Annotated in this window: 21 protein-coding genes and 1 pseudogene; 17 read left to right on the forward strand and 5 right to left on the reverse strand. The window is 34.7% G+C overall.

Annotation, left to right across the window (positions count from 1 at the left end):
- The first annotated feature begins 10 nt into the window (after nucleotides 1-10).
- The 8 genes from RHTP_RS06160 (at nucleotide 11) to RHTP_RS06195 (ending at nucleotide 8,429) form a co-directional block, all read left to right on the forward strand.
- Nucleotides 11-1,288 carry a nucleoside monophosphate kinase gene (locus RHTP_RS06160; RefSeq protein WP_138107253.1) on the forward strand — a complete coding sequence of 426 codons (1,278 nt, stop codon included), beginning with the start codon at nucleotides 11-13 and terminating at the stop codon, nucleotides 1,286-1,288.
- A complete protein-coding gene (locus tag RHTP_RS06165; protein WP_138107254.1) occupies nucleotides 1,288-2,310 on the forward strand; it encodes a choline kinase family protein in 1,023 nt (340 codons plus the stop codon). The genes RHTP_RS06160 and RHTP_RS06165 overlap by 1 nt, the downstream gene beginning before the upstream one ends.
- Before the next feature lie 72 nt (nucleotides 2,311-2,382).
- A complete protein-coding gene (locus RHTP_RS06170) occupies nucleotides 2,383-2,832 on the forward strand; it encodes an NUDIX domain-containing protein (protein ID WP_138107255.1) in 450 nt (149 codons plus the stop codon).
- Nucleotides 2,826-4,106: a radical SAM protein gene (locus RHTP_RS06175; protein WP_138107256.1), complete on the forward strand. Its 1,281-nt coding sequence runs from the start codon at nucleotides 2,826-2,828 to the stop codon at nucleotides 4,104-4,106. The genes RHTP_RS06170 and RHTP_RS06175 overlap by 7 nt, the downstream gene beginning before the upstream one ends.
- Complete coding sequence (locus RHTP_RS06180) at nucleotides 4,094-4,630, forward strand: hypothetical protein (RefSeq protein WP_138107257.1); 537 nt, start codon at nucleotides 4,094-4,096, stop codon at nucleotides 4,628-4,630. Before RHTP_RS06175 ends, RHTP_RS06180 begins: the two co-directional genes overlap by 13 nt.
- On the forward strand, nucleotides 4,627-5,247 hold the full coding sequence (locus RHTP_RS06185) for an HAD family hydrolase (RefSeq protein WP_138107258.1): 621 nt from the start codon (nucleotides 4,627-4,629) through the stop codon (nucleotides 5,245-5,247). Before RHTP_RS06180 ends, RHTP_RS06185 begins: the two co-directional genes overlap by 4 nt.
- An 8-nt stretch (nucleotides 5,248-5,255) precedes the next feature.
- The gene (locus tag RHTP_RS06190) at nucleotides 5,256-7,670 is read left to right on the forward strand and encodes a TauD/TfdA dioxygenase family protein (protein WP_138107259.1); all 2,415 of its coding nucleotides are present in this window, start codon (nucleotides 5,256-5,258) and stop codon (nucleotides 7,668-7,670) included.
- 189 nt (nucleotides 7,671-7,859) lie between these two features.
- Nucleotides 7,860-8,429 (forward strand): isopentenyl-diphosphate Delta-isomerase, encoded by a 570-nt coding sequence (locus RHTP_RS06195; RefSeq protein ID WP_171005762.1) that lies wholly within the window; start codon nucleotides 7,860-7,862, stop codon nucleotides 8,427-8,429.
- Nucleotides 8,430-8,440: 11 nt separating this feature from the next.
- Here RHTP_RS06195 and RHTP_RS06200 read toward each other — a convergent pair whose 3' ends face one another.
- Nucleotides 8,441-8,956 (reverse strand): hypothetical protein, encoded by a 516-nt coding sequence (locus RHTP_RS06200; RefSeq protein WP_138107261.1) that lies wholly within the window; start codon nucleotides 8,954-8,956, stop codon nucleotides 8,441-8,443.
- 132 nt (nucleotides 8,957-9,088) lie between these two features.
- Between RHTP_RS06200 and RHTP_RS06205 the strand changes: the two are divergent.
- A pseudogene (locus RHTP_RS06205) lies at nucleotides 9,089-9,325 on the forward strand (HAD-IA family hydrolase); the annotation flags it as partial.
- A gap of 76 nt (nucleotides 9,326-9,401) precedes the next feature.
- Here RHTP_RS06205 and RHTP_RS06210 read toward each other — a convergent pair.
- Together RHTP_RS06210 and RHTP_RS06215 are read right to left on the reverse strand one after the other, a co-directional pair.
- Entirely contained in the window at nucleotides 9,402-10,040 is a 639-nt protein-coding gene (locus RHTP_RS06210) for a DJ-1/PfpI family protein (RefSeq protein WP_138107263.1), read from the reverse strand.
- 215 nt (nucleotides 10,041-10,255) lie between these two features.
- A complete protein-coding gene (locus RHTP_RS06215; protein ID WP_138107264.1) occupies nucleotides 10,256-11,314 on the reverse strand; it encodes an ABC transporter substrate-binding protein in 1,059 nt (352 codons plus the stop codon).
- A 142-nt stretch (nucleotides 11,315-11,456) separates the two neighbouring features.
- Between RHTP_RS06215 and RHTP_RS06220 the strand changes: the two genes are divergently transcribed.
- Complete coding sequence (locus tag RHTP_RS06220; protein ID WP_138107265.1) at nucleotides 11,457-12,455, forward strand: KamA family radical SAM protein; 999 nt, start codon at nucleotides 11,457-11,459, stop codon at nucleotides 12,453-12,455.
- On the opposite strand, the gene argS is transcribed toward RHTP_RS06220, so the two are convergent.
- Together argS and RHTP_RS06230 are read right to left on the reverse strand one after the other, a co-directional pair.
- Entirely contained in the window at nucleotides 12,432-14,177 is a 1,746-nt protein-coding gene (argS, locus tag RHTP_RS06225) for an arginine--tRNA ligase (RefSeq protein WP_138107266.1), read from the reverse strand. The two genes, RHTP_RS06220 and argS, sit on opposite strands and share 24 nt — an antisense overlap.
- A gap of 4 nt (nucleotides 14,178-14,181) precedes the next feature.
- Entirely contained in the window at nucleotides 14,182-15,294 is a 1,113-nt protein-coding gene (locus tag RHTP_RS06230) for a Glu/Leu/Phe/Val family dehydrogenase (protein ID WP_138107267.1), read from the reverse strand.
- 308 nt (nucleotides 15,295-15,602) lie between these two features.
- On the opposite strand from RHTP_RS06230, the gene RHTP_RS06235 reads away from it, so the two are divergent.
- From RHTP_RS06235 to RHTP_RS06265, 7 genes are all read left to right on the forward strand, one after another.
- Nucleotides 15,603-16,328 (forward strand): DUF2709 domain-containing protein, encoded by a 726-nt coding sequence (locus RHTP_RS06235; protein WP_502705350.1) that lies wholly within the window; start codon nucleotides 15,603-15,605, stop codon nucleotides 16,326-16,328.
- Nucleotides 16,329-16,341: 13 nt separating this feature from the next.
- Nucleotides 16,342-16,779 (forward strand): tRNA (adenosine(37)-N6)-threonylcarbamoyltransferase complex ATPase subunit type 1 TsaE, encoded by a 438-nt coding sequence (gene tsaE / locus RHTP_RS06240; RefSeq protein ID WP_138107269.1) that lies wholly within the window; start codon nucleotides 16,342-16,344, stop codon nucleotides 16,777-16,779.
- Nucleotides 16,772-17,404: a ribosome biogenesis GTP-binding protein YihA/YsxC gene (yihA, locus tag RHTP_RS06245; protein WP_138107270.1), complete on the forward strand. Its 633-nt coding sequence runs from the start codon at nucleotides 16,772-16,774 to the stop codon at nucleotides 17,402-17,404. The genes tsaE and yihA overlap by 8 nt, the downstream gene beginning before the upstream one ends.
- Complete coding sequence (locus tag RHTP_RS06250) at nucleotides 17,401-18,150, forward strand: putative quorum-sensing-regulated virulence factor (protein ID WP_138107271.1); 750 nt, start codon at nucleotides 17,401-17,403, stop codon at nucleotides 18,148-18,150. Before yihA ends, RHTP_RS06250 begins: the two co-directional genes overlap by 4 nt.
- Nucleotides 18,151-18,166: 16 nt before the next feature.
- Nucleotides 18,167-19,366 (forward strand): phosphoglycerate kinase, encoded by a 1,200-nt coding sequence (locus tag RHTP_RS06255; protein ID WP_138107272.1) that lies wholly within the window; start codon nucleotides 18,167-18,169, stop codon nucleotides 19,364-19,366.
- 101 nt (nucleotides 19,367-19,467) lie between these two features.
- A complete protein-coding gene (locus RHTP_RS06260; RefSeq protein WP_138107273.1) occupies nucleotides 19,468-21,030 on the forward strand; it encodes an Npt1/Npt2 family nucleotide transporter in 1,563 nt (520 codons plus the stop codon).
- 100 nt (nucleotides 21,031-21,130) lie between these two features.
- Nucleotides 21,131-22,267 carry a Fic family protein gene (locus tag RHTP_RS06265; protein WP_138107274.1) on the forward strand — a complete coding sequence of 379 codons (1,137 nt, stop codon included), beginning with the start codon at nucleotides 21,131-21,133 and terminating at the stop codon, nucleotides 22,265-22,267.
- Nucleotides 22,268-22,307 lie beyond the last annotated feature (40 nt).

A 22,307-nucleotide genomic window follows, 5' to 3' on the forward strand; every position in this document is an offset into this window, starting at 1 on the left:
GAGAGAAAATATGTGTACAAATCCCTTGACAGGAGTGGTTCCAAATATAGAGAAATCTATCTGTTTTGTTGTAAATAACGGAAAATTTTTACTTATAAATAAAAATCTTTCTGATGGCATAAATAATTGGAGAATTCCAGGAGGAATTGTTCAGAAAAACGAAGATTATTTAGAAGCTATTTTTAGGATAGTTCATCAACAAACAAATATAGACCTTCGAAAGGTCAATTTTACTTATTGTTGTAAAATAGAATCCACAGATCAAACAGATCCCATCTTACATGTTTTTCATAGTGTTCTAAAAAAGGATAATTCCTTGGAAAGCTTTTCTAAAAAAAAAGATCAATTGAAATGGTTTGATCAAAGCCAAGTAGAATACATGAATCTTCAGAGAAACTATAAGGAAGCCTTTCAATTTATCTGTATCCCTCATTTTTATCAGGAAGTTAATCAGCAAGAAATGATGAAACAGCCCCTTCTAGACGAGAAATCTTTATGCTCTAGAACCATTATTAATCTCATTGGAACAGTCGGAGCCGGCAAAGGCACTCAAGGAAAACAGCTATCAGAAAAATACAAATTGTCTACCTTATCATTAGGAGATATCTACCGGAATGAATGTAGAAGCCAAACTCCTATTGGAAATTTAATCTTACTTCATCATAGAACAAATGGACAAATGGCTTTTGCACCTAATGAAATTGCCTATGGGTTATTACTTAAACAAATAGCCAATCCCATCTATGAGAGAGGGTTTATTTTAGATGGGTTCCCTAGAACTGCAGAGCAAGGTAAAGTTTATAACGACAGTTTCTTAAGGCCGAATGATATTCATATTCCCATCTATCTTGCGTTGAATGAATCTGATATTTACCGTCGTTTAGAACACCGTTATATCTGTTCCCAATGCGAAAAACAAGTAAGAGAAGAAGATAAATTGGTTAAAGAAGGATGTTGCCCAGCTTGTGATGGTACACTTATAAAAAGAAAAGAAGATATTTCTCGAGAAAAAATTGACCAGCGTTTACAATTTTTTAAAAAACATATCCCAGAAGTTATTTCATCTGTAGTTTTGAGAGATCCTATCTCTATTATCTATGCAGAACATTTTTCTGCTCCTCAAGATATTTTTAAAAGGATTAAGGAAGTAATAGAGCAAAGAACTTTATTACAAAGTCATCAAAATAGGAAGAAATCTGATTTAAAGTCAAAACATATTGCGTTTGGAATGATCTTTTGCCTTAGCGTAATGGCTATTGGTAGTAAAATGTGGGGAAGGGTTCGGTGATGATTTTATTAGCAACATGCCTTTTAGTTTCATCTCCTGCACTCATTTTTTCAGCACATGGAGATCAAAGAAATAAATTGATAGAATCTGTCATTTTCAATCCAGAGATTTTCAGAAGAATATCCTCTTTTTTCCCTGAAGGATTTACAGTTTCTTCTCTTCAGAGCTTCTCAAATGAGAATTTTCTTTTAGCGAATGAAAAAGAGAAAATTGTTGTACGGATCTCCAATGAAATGATGAATTTTCTTGTTGATCGTCATTCTGAATATAAAAATAGTTTTTTAGCTCAAAAAGCAGGCTTTAATCCTTTAGAAATATTGTTTTTTGACCTCAATGACGGATTACAAGTAACGCAATATTTAGAAAAAGCAACTTTTTTATCAATGGATGAATTGGATAATGAGAAAAAAATATATGAAATTGTAGATTTATTGCGAAAGTTACATGAGAGTAAAATCATTTTTGAAAATAAATTTAATCCCTTTTGTCGTTTAAAAAAAATTTTCAATTTTTTACAAGTTCAAAGAGAAGAGATTCCAATCCATCTTTATGATGCTTATTCTACTATCTCTAAACTGGAAAAAATATTAGAATGGGATTGCTTTGAAAATAAACCTTGTCACAATGATCCTGTTCCTAGCAACTTTGTTTTAATAGATAGTTCTTTTAAATTAATTGATTGGGAATATTCCGGAAACAATGACCCTGCTTGGGATCTTGCCTATTTTTCCTCTATCCTTTCTTTTTCCAATGAGAGAGAGAAGTTTTTAGTAAATTCTTATTCTCCTGAAAAAGCAGATATTATCCAAGCTAAAATGAATTTTTTTAAACCAGTAATTCATTTAACAATTAGCATATGGGCTGCATTACAATCTTTAGAAAACTCTCCTAAATTATCGAGGAGTCAATTTGAAAATATGTCTGCAGAACACTTTGAAAAATACCAAAAGTGGATTTTATCTGAAGATTTTACTCTAGCAATAGCATTGCTAAAAAAATATTTAAGTGATAGAAATGTGTAAAAATTATTGTTTTCTAATGATTAATTTTCATGTTTTAGAGGCAAAACTTATAAAGAAAAGAGATATCGTAAAATGTGTATGGTCGCTGTTTTTGCTGTACTTAATAAGGATGACAAGATCCTTCTTGTTAATAATCAAGACAAACAAGGGGTTAAAAGATGGACTTTGCCCGGAGGAAAAGTTGAAAAAGGAGAAACTTTGTACGACGCTCTTTGTAGAGAAGTATTAGAAGAAACAAAATATATAGTGACACAAGCTCAGGTGGCTTATATCCATGAAGCCTTTTTTACAAAGGCTTCTACTCTTGTTAGAGCTATTGTTTTTCATACACAGATTGATCAAACTTCACTTCAAGAATCCTCAGTAAACGACCCAGATAAAGTTGTAATTTCAAAGAAATGGGTTTTAATCCCCAACTTATCAAAGTATATTAAAAATGAAAAAATCCTCTTTTCCTTACAAGATTGGTTAAGTCATCTTCGAACTTCACAGTACTTTATCACTAAAGATATGAAATGGTAAAAAATATGTTAGCCACAGAAGAATATAAGATTGAATTTAGAAAAGAGCTAAAGAAATTTGAATATTTTATGCAAATTAAGGCAGACTTGATAGCAAAAGGCATCAGTGTAAAAAACCGCATTGCCGAAGGATCTGCATTTAATACAAAACAAATTCATTTGTACCAACATCATGTTGCTACGCATTCTAGTCCTATCCCAGAAGATATTATTCTTTATCCCGAGAATGAAGTTATTCCCAAGACAGTGATCTCTAAACTTCGCTTTAATCCTGATTCTGAATGGTACTTAGACTATGAAAAAGGGTACAAATTAAGAAATGATAAAAAACGAGAGGAGTATTCTGTTACACCGACTTCCCCAACCAATTTTGATAATCAATTTATCCAAAATTCTCCTCTATCCAGTATTGTCCAGAAGCTGGGGATCGATGTAGCTGGCGTTATCATTAGTAATTATTGTTTCTATTTTAAAACAAAAAAAGAATGTCGATTTTGTGAAATTTATCAAACACATAAGTCTCATAAAACCTTTACTAAAGCAACAAAGCCTACAAAAGAAATTATTGACGGTTTAGAACTAGCCTTTCAGCTGGACTCAAACTTAAAGTATATCTTACTGAATTCAGGGAATATTATCTCTTATGATCAGACTGTTTTAGAATTTATAAAGATTGCTCAAGGTATAAAAGAATTAAAGGAAAATCGCAATATTGATCTTATTGGAATTCTTATGCCTCCTGAAAACTTTTCTTTGATGGATGAAATGAAACAAGCTGGTTTTGATAAAGTCTACTTTGATATCGAAGTTTTTGATCCCAGTTTATTTCAAATCATTGCCCCTGGAAAAGCAGAATATGGGTACAAGAGAATGCTTTCTGCTTTAGAATATGCAAGAGAGATCTTTGGTAAAGGATCCTCTTATAGTAGCTTTATATACGGGCTTCAGAGCTTGCCGATGGATCTCAACACATCTACATGGGATCCTCAAATAGAAAATCAAAAAGCATTAGAAGCTGTTGACGGACTTTTAGATAGAGGAATTGTTCCTCTTTACTGCGTCTATCATTATTCTGGACATAATCAGATTGGCCCCCTGATATTAGATGCAGAAGCTCTATTTGAATTTTCAGTTCAATATGGAGAAAAGGTTTATACAAGTGGAGTTATTCCTAGATCTAGAGACTCCGTTGTCTATAGTTCGACCTCTGTTACAAATACTTTATTAAATGATGGATATAATTTAGCAAAATTAAAAAATTTATGTTTAGCTTAGTTGTTTTTTCATTTGCTTTCGGAGTTTTAACAAAACTAGCCGATCTTTTTAATGAACATGGCCTTAGAGAACCTTTTAAAGGGTCAGCAATATTAGCGGGAATCTCTTGGGGTGTAGTAGGAATGGGATTAATTTATTTCAATCCATCGTTAAGAATTTTTTACACTGCTCTAGTTTTTTATTGGCTATTAAGCATGAAATTAGATTATAAAAACCATGCTATTGGTGGTTTAATAGTAATTTTATCCAGTGTAAAGATCTGTTCTTTTGATCTTTCTGTTCATATTCTAGAAATCATTGTTATTTTGTTTGCATATGAGGTTACTCGATATTTACAGAGTGTTATAAAAAATGGATTTATCAAAAGAACAATTGAACTGCGTTTGTATATTATCCCTTGTTTTTATTCGCTCTATACACGTGATTATTCTGTATTCATTGCAGCTCTTATAGCAATTTCCGGCATAAAATTTATCAATAAATTTTTTTTAATAAAAAAAAGTCACATGGTTAAAAAATTATGATTAAAGCTACTATATTTGATTTTGGAGGAGTTGTTCTTGATTTTCCTCCAACTGGTATAGAAAATTTTGTTTCTAATTCCCTTAATATATCTATGGATTTGGTGAAAAAAACTCTGTTTCCAACGGGAGGAGAATTAATTGAGGGAAAAGTTTTAGAAAATACTTTTTGGGAAAATTATGCTCATTTGGTTCAACGCGTATTGCCTTCTGATTGGGAAGAGCAATTAAGAGAGTTTTTTTCTAAGAACGCCCATGTTAATTCAAAGGTCATTCAAATAGCGCAAGCTTTAAAAGAAAAAGGGTTCCTTTTACCTCTATTATCAAATATTTCTCCTTTTCAAGTAAAAATTTTTAAAAACCTCAATTATTTTATCCCCTTTGATCCTTTACTATTTTCTTGTGAAATAGGGTTTAAAAAGCCAGACCCTAGGATTTTCAAATTTTTGTTAGAAAAAATGGATTTAGAGCCTCAAGAGTGTCTTTTCATAGATGATGATGAACAAAATGTGAATGCTGCAAATAATTTAGGGCTGAACGGAATCCAATTCCAATCTGTGCAAAAATTAATTTGTGATTTGGCACCATTTTTTGCCTTTGATCTATCTCCAAAAAAATAAAGATTAAAATGGATAAAATTATAACAATTATCTTTTTCAGTCTCGCTACTATAAATATAGACCTTCTATGTCATGAATCAGTAGCTTCTCCTGAATTTTCGGAACTAAGCAATATTTTTTCTATCAACAATGAGACTACAGAAATTCAGATGAATCAGCTATCTGAAACATTGGGTATTGAAGTGATTGGCTTGGATTTATCTCTTGGTATAAAAAAAGAAGAGGTTAACGCATTAAAAACACTTCTTGCTAAATACCTCGTTGTTGTTATTCGAAACCAACATTTATCAGTTCAGCAACAAACAGACATTACACGTTGTTTTGGTGATCTTGAAGCCGCATGGAATAACGAAAATAGACACAGAAAAGACGACTATGTATATGTAATTACTAACAATATTCTTAAGCAAAACCCTAACTATAAAAGCCCCACCTATTTTTGGCACTGGGATAAGAACTTTATTCGTTATCCGACAAGTATAAGTTTTGCTTTTTTTAACTCAGAACCTCAACCTGAAGGTTTGGGAATGACCGGGTTTTCAAATTTATACGCTGCTTATAATGGATTATCTGAAAAGTTAAAGCAAGAAATTGAGAGTTTATACGTTATCCACTCCTATGATCACATGACCAATATAAGGCAGGAAAATTATGAAAAAGCATCGTTAAAATTTCAAAGAGGAGCTGAAAAATTTCCCGATGTTATTCACCCTCTCGTACGTATTCATCCGATTACAGGAAAACGCACACTAAATTTGGATGAATTATATCAGTCAAAAATCATAGGTATACCTGAAGAAAAAGATAATGAGCTTAAAAAATCATTGTTGGGACAAGCTGTGCAAAAAAAATATCTTTATTTTCATTCCTGGAAAAAAGGTGATTTTGTCTTTTGGGACAATCTAGCTCTTCTCCATAAAGGTACACCAAGTGATCCCAAGATCGAGCGCGTTCTTTATCGCACAAACACCTCTAGCCGAAAAGATTTTGAAGGAAGATGTATACTTATAGGAATGGAACAAGGGACCCCTGATCCAGCTACTTTAAGCAAGCAGCTTTTTTCGAATCCTCTAATCATTGACTCAGACTCCTATGAAGAACTCTCTTTATTAGAAAATCACATAAAATTATTAAAAATGGGATGTGAGATTAGAACAGCTGAAATGTTTATCCCACCTCACGCCATTGTTATTTTAAAAGGAAAAAAATGGAAACAGAGCAAGCTTATTTGTTCCCTCATCCACTTAGGAGTTTTATCTAAGGATTGCAAAGAAAATCGCATAATTTTTTCTAAAATTCGAACCATTATTCACGATACACATTCTCAACTTATTCATACACTACAAAATTTTTGTCTTAATTTCTTTTTAATTCAAGATTCTCATGAACGTTTAATCAATGGTGATCTCTCTTTTGATTATTTAGATAAAAAACAAAGAATTTTGGTCCAAAGTAAGGAGACCTATTATGACAGCTCTTGCCAAACATTTTCTTCTGTAAGAGAGCATTTACATGCAAAAATCCTCTATGAGATTTTTAAAAAAACTCATCTAGAGTTAAATGAAGACGAATGGTTTGAAAAATTAAAAGCAAAAAGAGAAAATAAGACCCTCTCTTCAAAAATAAAACCATGGTGTATTTTTTTAGAGGGGGAACAGAGCTCATGCGACACTTTAGCTAATCAACTGCAAATGACTGGCATTATCAATGATAATAGCATTATAATTAGCCTCGACCTCTTCTTTAGCTATTTATTCAATGACATTCCTTATGCACACAAAGTTAAATTTTGGCCTTCCATTGACAAAGAAATGAATTATTTGATACTTCTGATGACAAAAATTGCTATCCAAAACAACATAAATGTTGTTATTAAAACTCCTATTCTTTCAAACACTACATGCAGTCGGCTAGTTGAAATTGTGAATAACCATGGAGGGAAAAGTATGATGATAGCGCTTCACACTCCCTTGAATATCAACTATGAAAATAGTAAAAAAAATTCAAATACTATAGAAGAGCTTTATGAACAATTGGTATTTCGTAAAGTGATTTCTGCTAACTGGAAAAAATTTGTAGAAAATTTTGATATAACCTTTCTCATTGAGAATGATGCTGAACTTAATGATGATAAACAATTGGGTGAACTTATCTTTCAATCAGAAAGAGCAAAAGAGGACTTTTGTATTTTTTCTTTTGATCATTTACAGCGATTTTTAGCTCAATCTTTAATCGATCCGGACAAGATAGTTACAGATATCGAATTTTCAAATCAAGAGCAGCAGATAGATTGGGTGAACCATCAGCAACTAATGCAAAATTCCCCAGAGCAAGTTTTACAATTCCTCCCAGAGAAATCTCAATTTGTCAATAGCCCTAAGTTATTCGTTACCTTTGCAGATATTGCTAAGCTTCTTCGCTGATTTTTATTCGATCATTTTTTAATTTTTGAAAAATTGGAAATGATTTTTTTTAAAAAACTAATTCATGTTGCGCAAGAGAAGCATTTAGAAAATAGCACTCCGTGTTTTTATGATAAAAAATTTTTAAATTAAGATTGCAAAAATTCATAAAGCGTTTTAAATTTGCTTTTATAATTAAGGTATTTGATGATGTCTAATAAAAATTCTGCTCAATTTATTTTAAGAGTAAATCAATTAGACCAGCCCCTAGGCCTGATTGAAAAATACGAAGCTCATCGAAATGGAATTTTACATCGTGCGTTTTCTGTTTTTCTTTTCCGCCGGCTTAACTCTTCTTTGCAATTGCTTCTACATCAAAGAACTCAAGAAAAATATCATTCGGGGGGACTATGGACTAACACTTGCTGTAGCCATGCTAAAAAAGCTACTCCCCTTGAAAATCAAGCTAAAAATCGACTAAAAATTGAGATGGGTTTTTCTTGTAAGCTTTATCATGCTGGTCTCTTTTATTATAAAGAAAATGTTGGAAATGAAATGATAGAACATGAAATTGACCATGTCTTTGTTGGTTTACATAACCCACGATTTATTCGACCTAATCCGCAGGAGGTTCAAAATTATAAATGGATAGATGTAGAGGCTCTTCAAAGCCTTTCACAAGAAGAACAAAAAAAATTTACCGCCTGGTTTTTTCAGGCTTTTGAATTGGCCTTAAAATCTATTAAAACAATGTCTACATTAAACAAAAGCTATTTTTAGTTTTTTGGAGCTCATATCGAATATACATCACAAAAAAGCGTTCCTAGTCCAATCGCTCCGCTTTTGTATCTAAAAAAATGCAGAATTGGCATTAATAGTAGGTTATAGAAAGCCATATAAGGAATACGTTGAGGCGTGTTAATAACTAGAGGGATGCTTGATAGACACCAAAGTAGCCAAATAGCCATTCCTCCTTTGAAAGGATGATTTTTCCATTTTTGCCAAAGATAACCCCTCCAGCAAATCTCTCCTCCTAAAAACGAAATAAAAAAGAAAGGAATAAATAAGACATAGTAGGTGAAAAAATAAAAAATTGCATCTTTAGCTCCTACAAAGTTCATTATTTCTATGTTTTTAAACCACAAGCGAACTAAGAACACTATAGCACTAGCAGCTGTACCACTGATCAAAGCCCATGCAAAATAACGATCTACCTTTGTAAAAAAGAAAATCTTTATCTTTTCAACACGAGCCCTCCAAATTCCAATAGCAGCCAGAACTAATGGAATAATCCAAGATAACCACACAACAAGAGAGTCGAACCCATATGCTTTAAGGGCAAAAGAAAAAGGGATTCTTTTACCATTGCTATCAAATATTTCCCCATTTCAAGTAAAAATTTTAAAAGATCTTAATTATTTTATCCTTTTGAACCTTTATTATTTTCTTGTGAAATTGGTTTTAAAAAACCAGACACTCGAATTTTCAAATTTTTGTTAGAAAAATTGGATTTAAAGCCTCAAGAGTGTCTTTTCATAGATGATGATGAACAAAATGTGCATGCTGCAAACACTTTAGGAATAAATGGAATCCAATTCCAATCTGTGCAAAAATTAGTTTGTGATTTGATGCCATTTTTTGCTTTTGATCTATTTCCTAAGAAAATAAAAAATTAAAATCACTGATCACCTTATTTTTTCTTCCCCATTGCATATTTTCTATTTTTCTTTTCCACTAACTCATTTATTTTTTTCATTTTGGTTCAAAATCAGCTGCCATCCGCACTTGCAACGCATTGCGAATAGGAGAATCTGCTTTTTTAAAAGAACCCATATCAAAGGGAGGCTCGGGGTCATATTCAATACCAAGCTGAATAGCCTGTGCAAATTGAGCGCCCGCAACTTTTATGGCAAGATTCAAAGCCATGTCGATTCCAGCTGAAACCCCCGCTGCTGTTATCACCCTACCATCTTCTACGATGCGGCCATGGGTGGGTTGCGCACCCCAGTATTCCAAGCGGTCAAAAGCTGCCCAATGTGTCGTTGCTCGTAATCCCGATAAGATACCAGCAGCTCCTAAGATAAGGCTGCCTGTGCAAACTGAAGTCGTCCAAGTCGTTGTTGCGTGTATAGAACGAATCCACTCTAGTGTCTTGGGAGTTTTTCTGAGAGTTGTTGCATTTCCTGCTCCTGGTATGACTAATATGTCGGCATGTGAAATATTAGATAATGTGTACTCAGCGTTTAACATTAAACCCGAATCAGTATGTATCAACCCAGGTCTTTCGGCAGCTCTCTGTATCTTGGCTCCAGGCAAACGACAAAGAATTTCATGGGGTCCAATTAGATCAAGAGCAGTCATTCCATTATAAAGTAAAAATACTATTTGCATGCTCTACCCTCCTGTCTGCAACGATTGCCTTATATTTATAATAGAATTTTATCAAGAAAATAAAGTTGAAAGTTGTAGTTCGAAATAAACCAGAGCGCGCTAAAAAGCAACCTCGGGAAAAAGGTTATTAGAGTTCAATAATTTCAGAATAATCTCTTTTGCAAAGGCCTTTAAAAAGCTGGTTAAATTGCTAAACTACTTGACCCATAAAAAAGTTAATTAACCTTAACCTCTACCCAAATATCTCGTATTTTTTGCTGAGGAAGAAGACTTTTAAAAAAATGATACTTTTTCAAGTCATCTGCTAAACCATAAAAAATCTTATCTGCTTGGGGATCGAAATCTAGATCCTGCTTATCGTCTAAGGCAGGAAAAAGTCTAAAAGAATCCCAATACACGCGGATAGATTCTCTTTGGTAGAGATGATTGATAAATTGATAGACTAAAACCTCTTTATCAGACGTTTTAGGAATACAAATATTTTCAATAGAAATAAAAGATCCTTCTTTAGGAACAACAAAGTCAATAAAACTAAAATTGCGTTTTGAGCGAAAAATATAGGAGCTGGAAGCTACTGCTAGAGGAGAATTCTTAGTAGCTAGAAAGTAATCTGCTCTTGAGCTTGCATAGGCTGCTACCCATGGCTTTTGTTGTAACAAGAGATCTTTTACTTTTTCGGCTTGGATCTTAGAGAGAGAAGAAGTGGAACCATATAGGTAAAATCCAGCTATTTCAATAGCTTCAATGGGATCATTAACCATAACGATGCGATAATCTACCACTTCTGGATCAAAAATCATCTTCCAAGAGGGGATAAAAGGCTCGGTAAAAAAGTCTTTGTCAATTCCCAAGCCGTAAACCTCCCAAGAAAGGGGAATAGAATAACGATTCTGTGGATCAAAAAAGTGTCCTAATAATCCAGGAAGAAGCTGATGAAAGAAGGTGAGTTGCTTTCGATCCAATTCTTTAATTAATTGATTTTTAACCAAAATACTCACTGCATAATCAGAAGGTATGACTAGATCATAGCCTTGCCCTTCTGTTGCTTTTAGTTTCATAATCAGTTCTTCATTAGAGGAGTAGTTATTGATATTCACTCTAATACCTGTTTTTTTCTCGAAGCTTTGAATAATCCCTTCATCTAAAATACCGCCCCATGTAAAGACATTAATAGAGTCTTTAGAAGCAGGCGAAAATCTAGGCCCATATAAAAAACATGCTAATAAAAAAATCCAAATAGAGATAATAAGCGCTCGAGTAAGAAACTTGGGCATAAAAACCTTGTATTAATCTTTTCGAAAGAAGGCTTTAATTTTAGGATTAAACTGTTTTATTGCATAGCATTTTAAAAGTCTTAAATCTAGTTTTTATGGTATAAATTGATTCTAAATCAGTAAATTCATAGAATGTTAACTTATGTCAAAAATACCTTGTTGGAGAGCTATACAAAAAAAGAGTTTCACCAATTGGAGAGCTTTACTTTCCTATTTAGAACTTCCTTTAAAAGAAGCAGAAAAAAAAGTACTTTCTTCTCCTCATTTTGTACTCAACCTTCCTTATCGATTAGCGCAAAAAATAAAGAAGGGCGATTGGGAAGATCCTTTACTGCTACAGTTTCTTCCCCTTAAACAAGAACTTCATGATCACCCCTTATTCGTATCTGATCCTGTTTTAGATAGCTCTTTTACAAAAACCTCTAAGCTTCTGCATAAATATACAGGAAGAGCTTTACTTCTATGTACAAGTGCTTGCGCTATGCATTGTAGATATTGTTTTCGACAAAATTTTGCTTATGAAAAAGAAACCCTTGATTTTAGAAAAGAGCTTGAAGAATTAGCGCAAGATCCAAGCCTAACAGAGATTATCTTAAGTGGAGGAGATCCTCTTTCTCTAAGCAATGTAAAACTTGAAATTCTATTACAAGAATTAAATCAAATCCCCCATATTCAGAAAATTCGCTTTCATACGCGTTTTCCGATTGGAATTCCTGAGAGAATCGATGCTGAATTGATTTCTATGCTTTCTTGTTTAGATAAACAAGTAATTTTTGTCATACATTCTAATCATCCAAAAGAGTTAGACGATGATATTTTTACTGCATTAAAACAGATTCAAAAGCTGGGGATTCCCCTACTTTGCCAAACGGTTTTATTGAATCAAATCAATGACGATATAGAAATATTAGCCGATTTATTTACTATGCTCAGTAACCAAGGCATTCTACCTTATTACTTACATCAGCTCGATCGTGTAAAAGGCACACAACACTTTGAAACATCCATAGAAAAGGGGAGGGAATTGGTTAAACAGCTCTCTGCCAGACTTCCAGGGTATTGTGTCCCGAAGTATGTACAAGAGATTCCTAACCAACTAAGCAAGACTTCTATTGATCTACATTCTTTCCAGTGTCTGTAAACCTAAAATAGACAGTCCTTTTTTCAGAACCTGAGCTGCTACTTCTGATAACAATAAGCGACTATTTTCTTCACTACTACCTTCTACCCTACAATCACGAAAAAAAGCATGGAACTTTTCTGCCAAGAGGTACAGATAATCACATAAACGATTGGGTAGAAGATCTTGCGACATCATTTGTAGTGTTTCTGGAAAGAGGCATAAATGAAAAGCCATCGCTACTTCCGAAGGATGGGAAAGCACAATGGGTCCTTTTACAGCTTCTTTTCCCACCTTACGCTTAATTCCTTGAATACGTACATAAGCGTATAATAAAAATGCAGCGGTATTTCCCTCAAATTTTAACATCCGATCATAGCTAAAAACATAATCTTTGATTCTATGACAACAAAGGTCTGCATATTTTACGGCGTCTATGCCTAAAATTTTAGCGCTCTTTTCCAATTCCTCTTCTGATAGAAGAGGAAGCCTTGTCTCTAAGATTTGTTTAGCTCTTTGAATAGCTCCCATTAATAAATCAATGAGTTTTTCGGTTTCACCAGATCTAGTTTTAAATTTTTTCCCATCAGGACCTAATACAACACCAAAAGGAACATGATCCAATTGCACTTGTTTTGGATCAAAATAGTGAGCTTTTTCAGCAGCTTTAAAAATCATGGCAAAATGCAAGCTCTGACCTGCATCGGTTACAATAATAATCCGAGTGGCTTTTTCTTTTTGCACCCGATGATAAAGCGCCGCCATATCTGTTGTTTCATAATTATAGCCCCCATCTGACTTTTGCACGATCATAGGCAATGGAGTATTGTCTCTTCCCACAAAGCCATCCAAGAAGATACATTTTGCTCCATTAGATATCGTAACTAGCCCTTTTTGCTCTAAATCCGCAACTATTTGCGCAAGATAAGGACTATAAAAAGACTCTCCTCTTTCTATTAAACGAACATCTAAAAGCTGATAAATTTCCTGAAAAGCAGCTCTAGAAACCTCACAAATCCTCTCCCAAATCTGAAAAGAGTTTTTATTTCCTTGTTGTAATTTCACTACTTCTAGCTGTGATAATTTTTTAAATTCTGGATCTTGATCAAACTGGTGTTTTGCTTTTTTATACCAACTCATTAAAGTAGAAAGATCAATCGTATTTTGAAAGGCAAGCGCTTCATATTTTTGAATATAAGCAATCAGCATGCCAAATTGCGTGCCAAAGTCCCCTACATGATTTAAACGTAATACCTCATAACCTAAAAATTCAAACAACCTAGCTAAAGCATCACCAATAATTGTCGATCGTAAATGCCCAACATGCAACTCTTTTGCAATATTAGGAGAAGAGAATTCTACAATGATTTTTTCTTTGTTTACTAAAGGGACTCCTAAGCGTTCATCTGAAAGCATGGATTCAATGCGCTTAGCTAAGAAATCTGAACATAAAAAAATATTGATGAAACCAGCGCCTGCAATCTCTATTTTTTCAATCATTCTATAACCTGCTTGGTCATAAAGATCTACTACATCGGCAATCTGCTTTGCAATCTGTCTGGGGTTAACCTTTAATATTTTAGCAATTTTTAAAGCACTATTACATTGATAATGCCCAAATTGAGGCTGTGTGCTTTCTGTAATTTCTGCTTGCAAAAACATGGGGTCTACAACCTCAGCAGAAAATTGATGAGTAATCGCCTGCGTTGCTTTTTCCCTTATTAAGCTAATTAAAGGAGTCATAAAATTAACTCAAGGATGCATGATGAAAATAAGGAGGCTCTATACGTTTGCCAATTTGATATTTTAGACGATAATCACCAAGAGAGAGCGCTGCTCTATGAGTGGAAAAGCGATTTTGCTCAGCAATATCATAAATAACCATGAGCTGGTCATAAATGCGATTGACGCGATTACGAGCCCGAATAGGGTTATACCCTTCTGCTTCTAGCTCTAGCGATACATTGATCAATCCTCCTGCATTGATAATAAAATCAGGAGCATACAAAATACCACGACTAGCTATCTCGTCAGCATCGCTATCATTAAGCAGTTGGTTATTAGCACAACCAGCAACAGCTAAACAGCGCAAAAGAGGAATGGTGCGAGAGTTTAATACACCTCCCATAGCACAAGGCGCTAGCACGTCGCATTCTGCTTTTAAGATTTCCTCTGTAGAGAGAATAACAGCACCTGTGAGCTGCTGAAGTTCTAAACATTTTTTTTGATCTAGATCACTAATTATGAGATGAGCTCCAGCCCAAAAGAGTAACTTAGCCAATTCAAAACCTACTGCGCCTATACCTTGAATTGCGATCTTGCGGCCTTCTAATTCAGAAGAATTGTATATTTTTTTGAGAGCGGACTGAATTCCTCTAAACGTTCCCCAAGCTGTAAAAACAGCTGGGTTTCCACTGCTTTTTTTATGAGGTAGGCCTACTACATAAGGAGTGGTTTTGCTAATAAGTAGAACATCTTCCGGAGAACAACCTACATCTTCTGCACAAATGTATTCTCCTTTAAGTTGATGTACTGCTTCTGCAAAAGCAGAGAGCAGTTCTTTTGTCTTATCCACTTTAGGGTCTGCGATAATAACAGCTTTGCCTCCTCCCCAAGAGCACTCAGATAGAAGAGATTTATAAGTCATGGCTTTTGCAAGGCGCATTACATCCTTTAAAGCTATTTCTTCGTTGGGGTAGGGATAGATGCGTATGCCACCTAACGTAGGACCTATAACGCTAGAGTGTATACAAATAATTGCATGTAATCCCACTTCCACGTTTAACACTCTGATTATTTTTTCATAACCGGGAACCGAAATTTCTTCTAAAGTAAGCGTTTTCTCACAGGCTTGGGCCATTAGATGCCTCCTAAAATAGCTAACAGAGGTTTTTACACCTTGTAAAACAATGCGTTAAAATAATTTTTTTGTTTACAATATGTCTATACAATTTCTGCTAAAATAAACATTTTCACGACAGGATAACATAAACAGAAATGATTATCTACAAATTATTTATCTGTTAAGAGCCTTAGCACTTAAAATACAATTATGTTTTAGAGAGCCAATAGTTCTTGAACATTAACTTGAATATTAAATAGATCCTAAGATACTCTTTTCTTTTCTACAAATTTAATGATTTGACTGTAGAGGGGAAAATGTCAGTTATTGCAATTCCAGAAACTATTAAAAGCGAAATGCTTAGGTTCTTAAAAAAGAATAAAAAAGCAGATTTAATTACAACTTATCTCTTTTTTTTAGAAAAGAAGTTTAACTTAAAGCCCGTGCTCTTCATACGAGACAAAGTGATCTATCAGAGCAGGCAAGACCTTATCCATAGACTAGAAGAAGCTGGTAAACTATGGCGTGAAACGGAAATTAAAATTCAATATGGACAGCAAAGCGTTAACGAGCAGAGTAAAAAAATTTATATATGTCCATTTACAGGAAAGGTATTTGCTGATAATACACATCCTAATCCACAAGATGCTATCTATGACTGGGTTTCCAAGTGTCCTGAAAACACCGAGCGGGTTGGTGGATTGAAAGCTAAAAGGTTTCTAGTATCAGAAGACCTCGATGTAATAAAAAACTATATTGTCAAACGAAAAGAGCCTATTAAAAAAATTGTCTTTTCCTCTGCTGTTACTGGTAAATTATTTAACAGCAAAGAAGCGGTAATTCAAGACTTTGTTCAAAACCAGCTAAAAGATATCCCTTTAGAAGAAGTGCCCAGCCAAAATCGTTATCAAATTGAAGAGCACTTCATGTCTTTTATACAGACTCATTTAGAAGAAGGAAAAATCAATGCTTTTGTAGAAACCCTTGCTAACTATGAGGAATTTTCTGCCTTTGTAGATTTATGGCTAGAAGAAGAGAAGGAAGAGACTTAAAAGAGATTTTTTGATGGAGCAGAGTTTTATTAGTCGATCAGCTGAAGAAACACTCTGCATCGGACAGAAAATCGGATCATTGCTTACCTGTTTAAACCCGATAATTGGATTGTTTGGAGATCTCGGAGCGGGTAAAACAACGCTGCTAAAAGGAATTATTCATGGCGCTGCAGGGATTGATTTCCAAGATATTTGCAGTCCAACATTTAACTATCTCAACATTTATCAAGGAAAATTCTCATCTGTGTATCATTTTGATCTCTATCGCCTTCTCGATGCAACCCAGTTTGCATCTGCTGGATTTGATGATTTCTTTTACTTAAACGGGCTCTGCTGTTTGGAATGGGCTGAAAAAATCGATCCTTTACTGCCTAAAAAAACCATTCGCATCCACATGACCCACCTTCATGAAACACAAAGACGAATTGTAGTAATGGGGTTGCATGCCTAAAAAACCTTTCTTTTACAATGCACAATTTATCACAGCTGCCGCTTGCGCCTCTGCCTTTCCCGTTATTAATAACTTCCAAAAGAAACCTCTTAGTGAAGTTGCTATTGTAGGAAAATCCAATGTGGGCAAATCCTCTCTAATCAACTACCTTCTTAATAATTACACTGTTGCCAAAACATCTTCAAAACCAGGAAAAACACAGACCATTAATTTTTTTATTGTTGATCAGCAATTTCTTCTGGTAGATCTTCCTGGCTATGGTTATGCAAGAGTAGACAAAAAGACTAAAGGAAAATGGAGTGAATTAATTGATCTCTATTTAAAAACACGCTCGAGTTTGCGTTTAATTTTATTTCTAGTAGATATCCGAAGGTCTTTTACCGAAGATGATCTTAATTTCATCAAATGGGCTCATTTTTATCACAAAAACTTGTTAATTATCTTTACCAAAAGCGATAAACTTAAAGTTCAGGAAATAAAAAAACAAATCCGCGATGCTTCCCATACTCTCTCTTCTGTTTTTCCACTGAAATCTTTTGAATTTTTAACTTGCTCTATTAAGGAGCCACAAAACAGAATAGCTCTTACCGAAAAGATCAAATTATTACTCCAAGAAAAATCATGACCTTAATTCACAAAGACGTGTTTGTTTGCCTAGACTGCGAAACAACGGGGCTGGACCCAGACAAGGATGAAATTATTGAGTTTGCTATTGCACGCTTTAATTTCGATGCCATTATAGATTCTTTTGAAACATTAATCGAACCCTCTTTCCCTATACCAGAAGAGTCAACAGCTATTCACCATATTACAGATCAAATGGTAAAGGGAAAGCCAAAAATTCAAGAGGTTTTACCCCGTATTTTTGAACTTATTAATAATTATATTATTATTGGCCATGGTATTACCAACGATATTTCATTCTTAAATGCCTCTGCAAAAAAATATGCTATTCCAAATAATCTTTCCTCCATCCGTTATTTAGATACCTTGCGATTAGCTCGTTTATATGGAGAAAGCCCTACCAACTCATTAGAAATGTTACGAAAGCATTTTAACATTGCAGAAGAGGGAGCTCATCGAGCTATGAATGATGTTGTAGTAAATATTGAAGTGTTTAAATTTCTTGCTAAACGTTATAAAACAGTTACACAAATCCTCGAACGTTTAAAAAGGCCTATTTTATTAAAAACCATGCCTCTTGGAAAACATAAAAGACGTAAATTCTCTGAAATACCTCTTGAATACTTGCGGTGGGCTGCACGTCAAAATTTTGATCAAGATCTGCTTTTTTCCATCCACCATGAGCTAAAAAAACGCAAACAAGGCACACGCTTTTGTCAAGAAGCTAACCCGTTTTCTTCACTTTAAATAATAAGCACTTGTCATGAGTAAACTCCAGTTAAAACAGCTTGATGTAAAGAATAAAAAAGTACTCTTGCGTGTTGATTTAAATGTCCCTATCAATGAAAAGGGAATCATTACAGACGATACGCGAATTAAAGAAGCACTCACTTCCATCCAATATATCTTAAGAAATAAAGGATCGGTTATCCTAATGAGCCATCTTGGTAGACCCAAAGGAAAACCCGATTCCAAACTGTCATTAGAACCTTGCGCTAAAGCCCTTGCTCTTTTACTAAAACGCCCTGTTTTAATGGCTAAAGACTGTATAGGCCCTAGCGCACAAGATCTGGTAGCTCATCTACAACCAAATCAAATACTTTTATTAGAAAATCTACGATTTGATCCAGCAGAAGAAAACCCTACAAGCAATCCAGAATTTGCTAAAAAATTAGCTAGCTTTGGAGATTTATATGTAAATGATGCTTTTGGAACGGCGCATCGAGAACACTCTTCTACCGCTACCATTACAAAGTATTTTCCTGGTAAATCTGCAATGGGGTTTCTCATACAAAAAGAAATCGATTCTTTAAGTTCTTTAGTACAAAATCCACAGCGTCCTTTTTATGCAATTATTGGTGGTGCAAAAATTTCAAGTAAACTAGGCGTGTTAAAATCTCTCTTAAAAAAAGTAGATGGCTTGTTTATTGGAGGAGGAATGGCCTATACTCTATTAAAAGCTCAAGGTTATCAGATTGGAAATTCTATTTATGAAGAAGATCAGCTAGAAGAGGCTTTGCAACTGACCAAAAGCTGTCAAAACCAAAAACTGCCACTTTGGTTACCTGTAGATTTACTAGTAGCAGATCACTTTTCCAAAGATGCAAACAGTAAATACGTTCAAGTTCATCAAGGAATTCCAGATGGATGGGAAGGAATGGATATAGGAACAGAAACAATTGCTATCTGGGAAAAAGCCCTTTTAAAAGCTGCTACTATATTTTGGAACGGCCCTTTAGGAGTATTCGAATTCCCTGCATTTGCAAAAGGAACAGAAGCAATTGCTCGATGCATTGCGTCTTCAAAGGCCATTTCCGTAGTAGGTGGCGGAGACTCCGTTGCTGCCATCAATCAATTACACCTTGCTAGTTCCTTTTCGCATGTCTCAACGGGGGGCGGAGCCTCCCTAGAATACCTAGAATTTGGGACACTTCCTGGAATAGATGCATTATCAGATAGTTAAACAAAATATTTTAAAACAATTGCCTTTTATCTGCTTTTTTTTTTAATTATTGAAAAATAAGTAAAAAAGGTTATAATTTAAGACAACTTTAAGGCAAAAATATGTTTGCGGCAGCAAAATTCAGCAAGTTACGCGCTTGTATATGGCCAATCCACCGCCATGAACTGCTTAAGTTTGTCCCTCTTTCCATTCTATTTTTTCTTATTGGATTCAATTACAGCCTCTTAAGAGCCACAAAGGATGCCCTTGTAATAACAGCCCCTTCCTCTGGAGCTGAGGCCCTTCCTTTTATTAAGGTCTGGGCAATTGTTCCCATGGCCTTCTTATTTACCTTCTTATTTACTAGAGTATCAAATCGTCTCTCTAAAGAAAAAACTTTCTATGCTATGATGAGCATCTTTATCGGGTTTTTTACGATATTCTTGTTCTTTCTATACCCTTTCCAAGATGTATTGCACCCACATCACTTAAGTGATCGCGTACAACAGGCCCTGCCTATGGGCTTTCAAGGCTTTATCGCCTTATTTCGCAATTGGACCTTCACTCTATTCTACGTTATGTCCGAGATGTGGAGCACCATTATTATGACGGTCTTGCTCTGGGGTTTTGCCAATGACGTGACCTCTGTTAATGATGCCAAACGCTATTATGGCTTACTTGGAATCGGAATTAATATATCAGGTATTGTTGCAGGTCAGGTTGCTACATCGATGTCTCGCTTAAATTACCACTCTTTCCTACCTTTTGGTAATAATGCTTGGGACCAAGCAGTCTTTTTTCTTACCTCTTTAGTGATTGTAAACGGTATTTTATGTATGTTAATTTTCCGCTACATGCATAAAAAGAAACAAGGCTATAACTCAGAGAGTTACTGTGCTCAAAATGGAAATGAAAAAATTAAAATGGGCATGCGTAAAAACTTTGGCTATCTAGCTAAATCTCCCTATCTTATCTGTATTGCAGTCATTGTGATAACCTATAATATCGCTATTAATTTGATTGAAGTGGTATGGAAAGATCAAGTAAAACAGCTCTATCCTAACCCTGCCGACTTTAATGCCTATATGGGGCAAATCCTGAAGTGGATCGGCATTGTCGCTACGGTAACCAGCATATTTATTTCCAGTGTGATTATTAGAAAATTTAGTTGGACCTTTAGCGCTTTAGCCTCTCCTTTCATTCTTTTATTTACTGGAATTGCTTTCTTTGCTTGTTTCTTCTTTAAAGATGTAGGCTTTGCTTCTATCTCTGCTTTTCTAGGAGTTACCCCTCTGGCACTTTGTGTATTTTTTGGTTCTCTACAAAATTGTTTAGCCAGAGCTTCTAAATACACCTTATTTGATGTAACCAAAGAAATGGCCTTTACCCCTTTAAGCAAAGAATGTAAACAAAAAGGGAAAGCAGCTATTGATGGTGTGGGATCACGCCTTGGAAAATCAGGCGGTTCTTTAATCCATCAAACGCTACTTATGTTCTTTGGAACCGTTGCTTTAAGCACCCCTTATGTTGCTATTATTCTCTTAGGAGTAATCAGCACTTGGATGGTATCGGTTCGTTCTTTAGGGCATCAATTTGACAATCTAATTGCCCATCAAGCAACACTAAAAGACCCTGATGAGGAACCATCTACAGAACCTGTGCTTGCAGAGTCTAGCAACACTTAAATTGAACAATATCTTTTATTTAGTTATTCTTATTTAAGAAAACAGGAATAGTGACCTAGCTGGCTATGCACTATTCTAAAAAATCACAATAAAAAAAATTATGCATAGAAGCGGTCAATATCTTCCTCAGCCTAGTGGATACAAAGCTTTTATCCCTTCTCCGTTACCGCCTATAAAGATCGATAAAGATTTGAATCAACTTCTTATCAGTGCAAATATTGCTCTTGGTAGCTTAGATGCCATGGGTCATTTACTGCCAAACGTAGACCATATTATTGCTATGTATGTTCGTAAAGAGGCTCTTCTCAGCTCACAAATCGAAGGAACCCAAGCTTCTCTAGACGATGTCTTTGCACATGAAAGTCATCTATCGATCAAAAATGTTCAAGATGTAGAAGAGGTAGTAAGCTATATCAAAGCATTAAACCACGGATTAAAAAGACTGAAAGAATTTCCTATGAGCATCCGTTTAATCAAAGAGATTCACAGCATTCTTTTATCGGATACAAGAGGCCGAGAAAAAAATCCTGGAGAATTTAAAAGATCGCAAAATTGGATTGGACCAGCAGGTTCTACTCTTAAAAATGCCTCTTTTATCCCCCCTCCTCCTCCAGAGGCCATACATGGCATGGGGCAATTAGAGTTATACATGCATAAAGAAAAAGAACTGCCCATATTGATTACGTGTTCTTTGATTCATTATCAATTTGAAACCATTCATCCTTTTTTAGATGGCAATGGAAGAATAGGGCGTTTGCTTATCACCTTTTATTTATGTTGGAAACAAGTTATGCAAAAGCCTTTGCTGTACTTAAGTTACTACTTTAAATTGCATCGGCAAGAATATTACGATCGGCTTAATCTAGTCAGAGAAAAAGGAGATTATGAACAATGGATCCAATTTTTCTTAAAAGGCGTGATTTGGACCTCTGGATCCGCTCTTGAGACAATTAAGCAAATTTTAGCATTGGCTGATCAACACAAGAAATTGTTGCTACACAAAAAGATCTCTTCGCCCTTAGCTATTGTATTACTAGATTATTTATTTGTTAAACCCTATGTGTCTATACAAGAAGTATCTGACTCTTTTCATATCTCTTTTCAAAGAGCACAAGCTTTAGTCTTACAATTCGTAGATATAGGAATTCTAAAAGAGATCACAGGCAAAAAAAGAGACCGATGTTTTAGCTATTGGGAATATCTTGATTGTTTATCAGAAGGGACAAACCCCTATTGATTTGGTGATAAATTACCAATGGGGTATAATTATCACCAAA

Origin of the sequence: Candidatus Rhabdochlamydia sp. T3358, from assembly GCF_901000775.1 — a bacterium.
Taxonomy (GTDB): Bacteria; Chlamydiota; Chlamydiia; order Chlamydiales; family Rhabdochlamydiaceae; genus Rhabdochlamydia.

What these genes read in the sequence shown, in the direction of transcription:
- RHTP_RS06260 (WP_138107273.1), top strand. Translation starts at nt 19,468, where the DNA reads ATGTTTGCGGCAGCAAAATTCAGCAAGTTACGCGCTTGTATATGGCCA.
- RHTP_RS06160 (WP_138107253.1), top strand. Translation starts at nt 11, where the DNA reads ATGTGTACAAATCCCTTGACAGGAGTGGTTCCAAATATAGAGAAATCT.
- RHTP_RS06210 (WP_138107263.1), bottom strand. Translation starts at nt 10,040, where the DNA reads ATGCAAATAGTATTTTTACTTTATAATGGAATGACTGCTCTTGATCTA.
- RHTP_RS06175 (WP_138107256.1), top strand. Translation starts at nt 2,826, where the DNA reads ATGGTAAAAAATATGTTAGCCACAGAAGAATATAAGATTGAATTTAGA.
- RHTP_RS06250 (WP_138107271.1), top strand. Translation starts at nt 17,401, where the DNA reads ATGACCTTAATTCACAAAGACGTGTTTGTTTGCCTAGACTGCGAAACA.
- argS (WP_138107266.1), bottom strand. Translation starts at nt 14,177, where the DNA reads ATGACTCCTTTAATTAGCTTAATAAGGGAAAAAGCAACGCAGGCGATT.
- RHTP_RS06215 (WP_138107264.1), bottom strand. Translation starts at nt 11,314, where the DNA reads ATGCCCAAGTTTCTTACTCGAGCGCTTATTATCTCTATTTGGATTTTT.
- tsaE (WP_138107269.1), top strand. Translation starts at nt 16,342, where the DNA reads ATGGAGCAGAGTTTTATTAGTCGATCAGCTGAAGAAACACTCTGCATC.
- RHTP_RS06230 (WP_138107267.1), bottom strand. Translation starts at nt 15,294, where the DNA reads ATGGCCCAAGCCTGTGAGAAAACGCTTACTTTAGAAGAAATTTCGGTT.
- RHTP_RS06265 (WP_138107274.1), top strand. Translation starts at nt 21,131, where the DNA reads ATGCATAGAAGCGGTCAATATCTTCCTCAGCCTAGTGGATACAAAGCT.
- RHTP_RS06255 (WP_138107272.1), top strand. Translation starts at nt 18,167, where the DNA reads ATGAGTAAACTCCAGTTAAAACAGCTTGATGTAAAGAATAAAAAAGTA.
- RHTP_RS06195 (WP_171005762.1), top strand. Translation starts at nt 7,860, where the DNA reads ATGTCTAATAAAAATTCTGCTCAATTTATTTTAAGAGTAAATCAATTA.
- yihA (WP_138107270.1), top strand. Translation starts at nt 16,772, where the DNA reads ATGCCTAAAAAACCTTTCTTTTACAATGCACAATTTATCACAGCTGCC.
- RHTP_RS06165 (WP_138107254.1), top strand. Translation starts at nt 1,288, where the DNA reads ATGATTTTATTAGCAACATGCCTTTTAGTTTCATCTCCTGCACTCATT.
- RHTP_RS06220 (WP_138107265.1), top strand. Translation starts at nt 11,457, where the DNA reads ATGTCAAAAATACCTTGTTGGAGAGCTATACAAAAAAAGAGTTTCACC.
- RHTP_RS06170 (WP_138107255.1), top strand. Translation starts at nt 2,383, where the DNA reads ATGTGTATGGTCGCTGTTTTTGCTGTACTTAATAAGGATGACAAGATC.
- RHTP_RS06185 (WP_138107258.1), top strand. Translation starts at nt 4,627, where the DNA reads ATGATTAAAGCTACTATATTTGATTTTGGAGGAGTTGTTCTTGATTTT.
- RHTP_RS06180 (WP_138107257.1), top strand. Translation starts at nt 4,094, where the DNA reads ATGTTTAGCTTAGTTGTTTTTTCATTTGCTTTCGGAGTTTTAACAAAA.
- RHTP_RS06190 (WP_138107259.1), top strand. Translation starts at nt 5,256, where the DNA reads ATGGATAAAATTATAACAATTATCTTTTTCAGTCTCGCTACTATAAAT.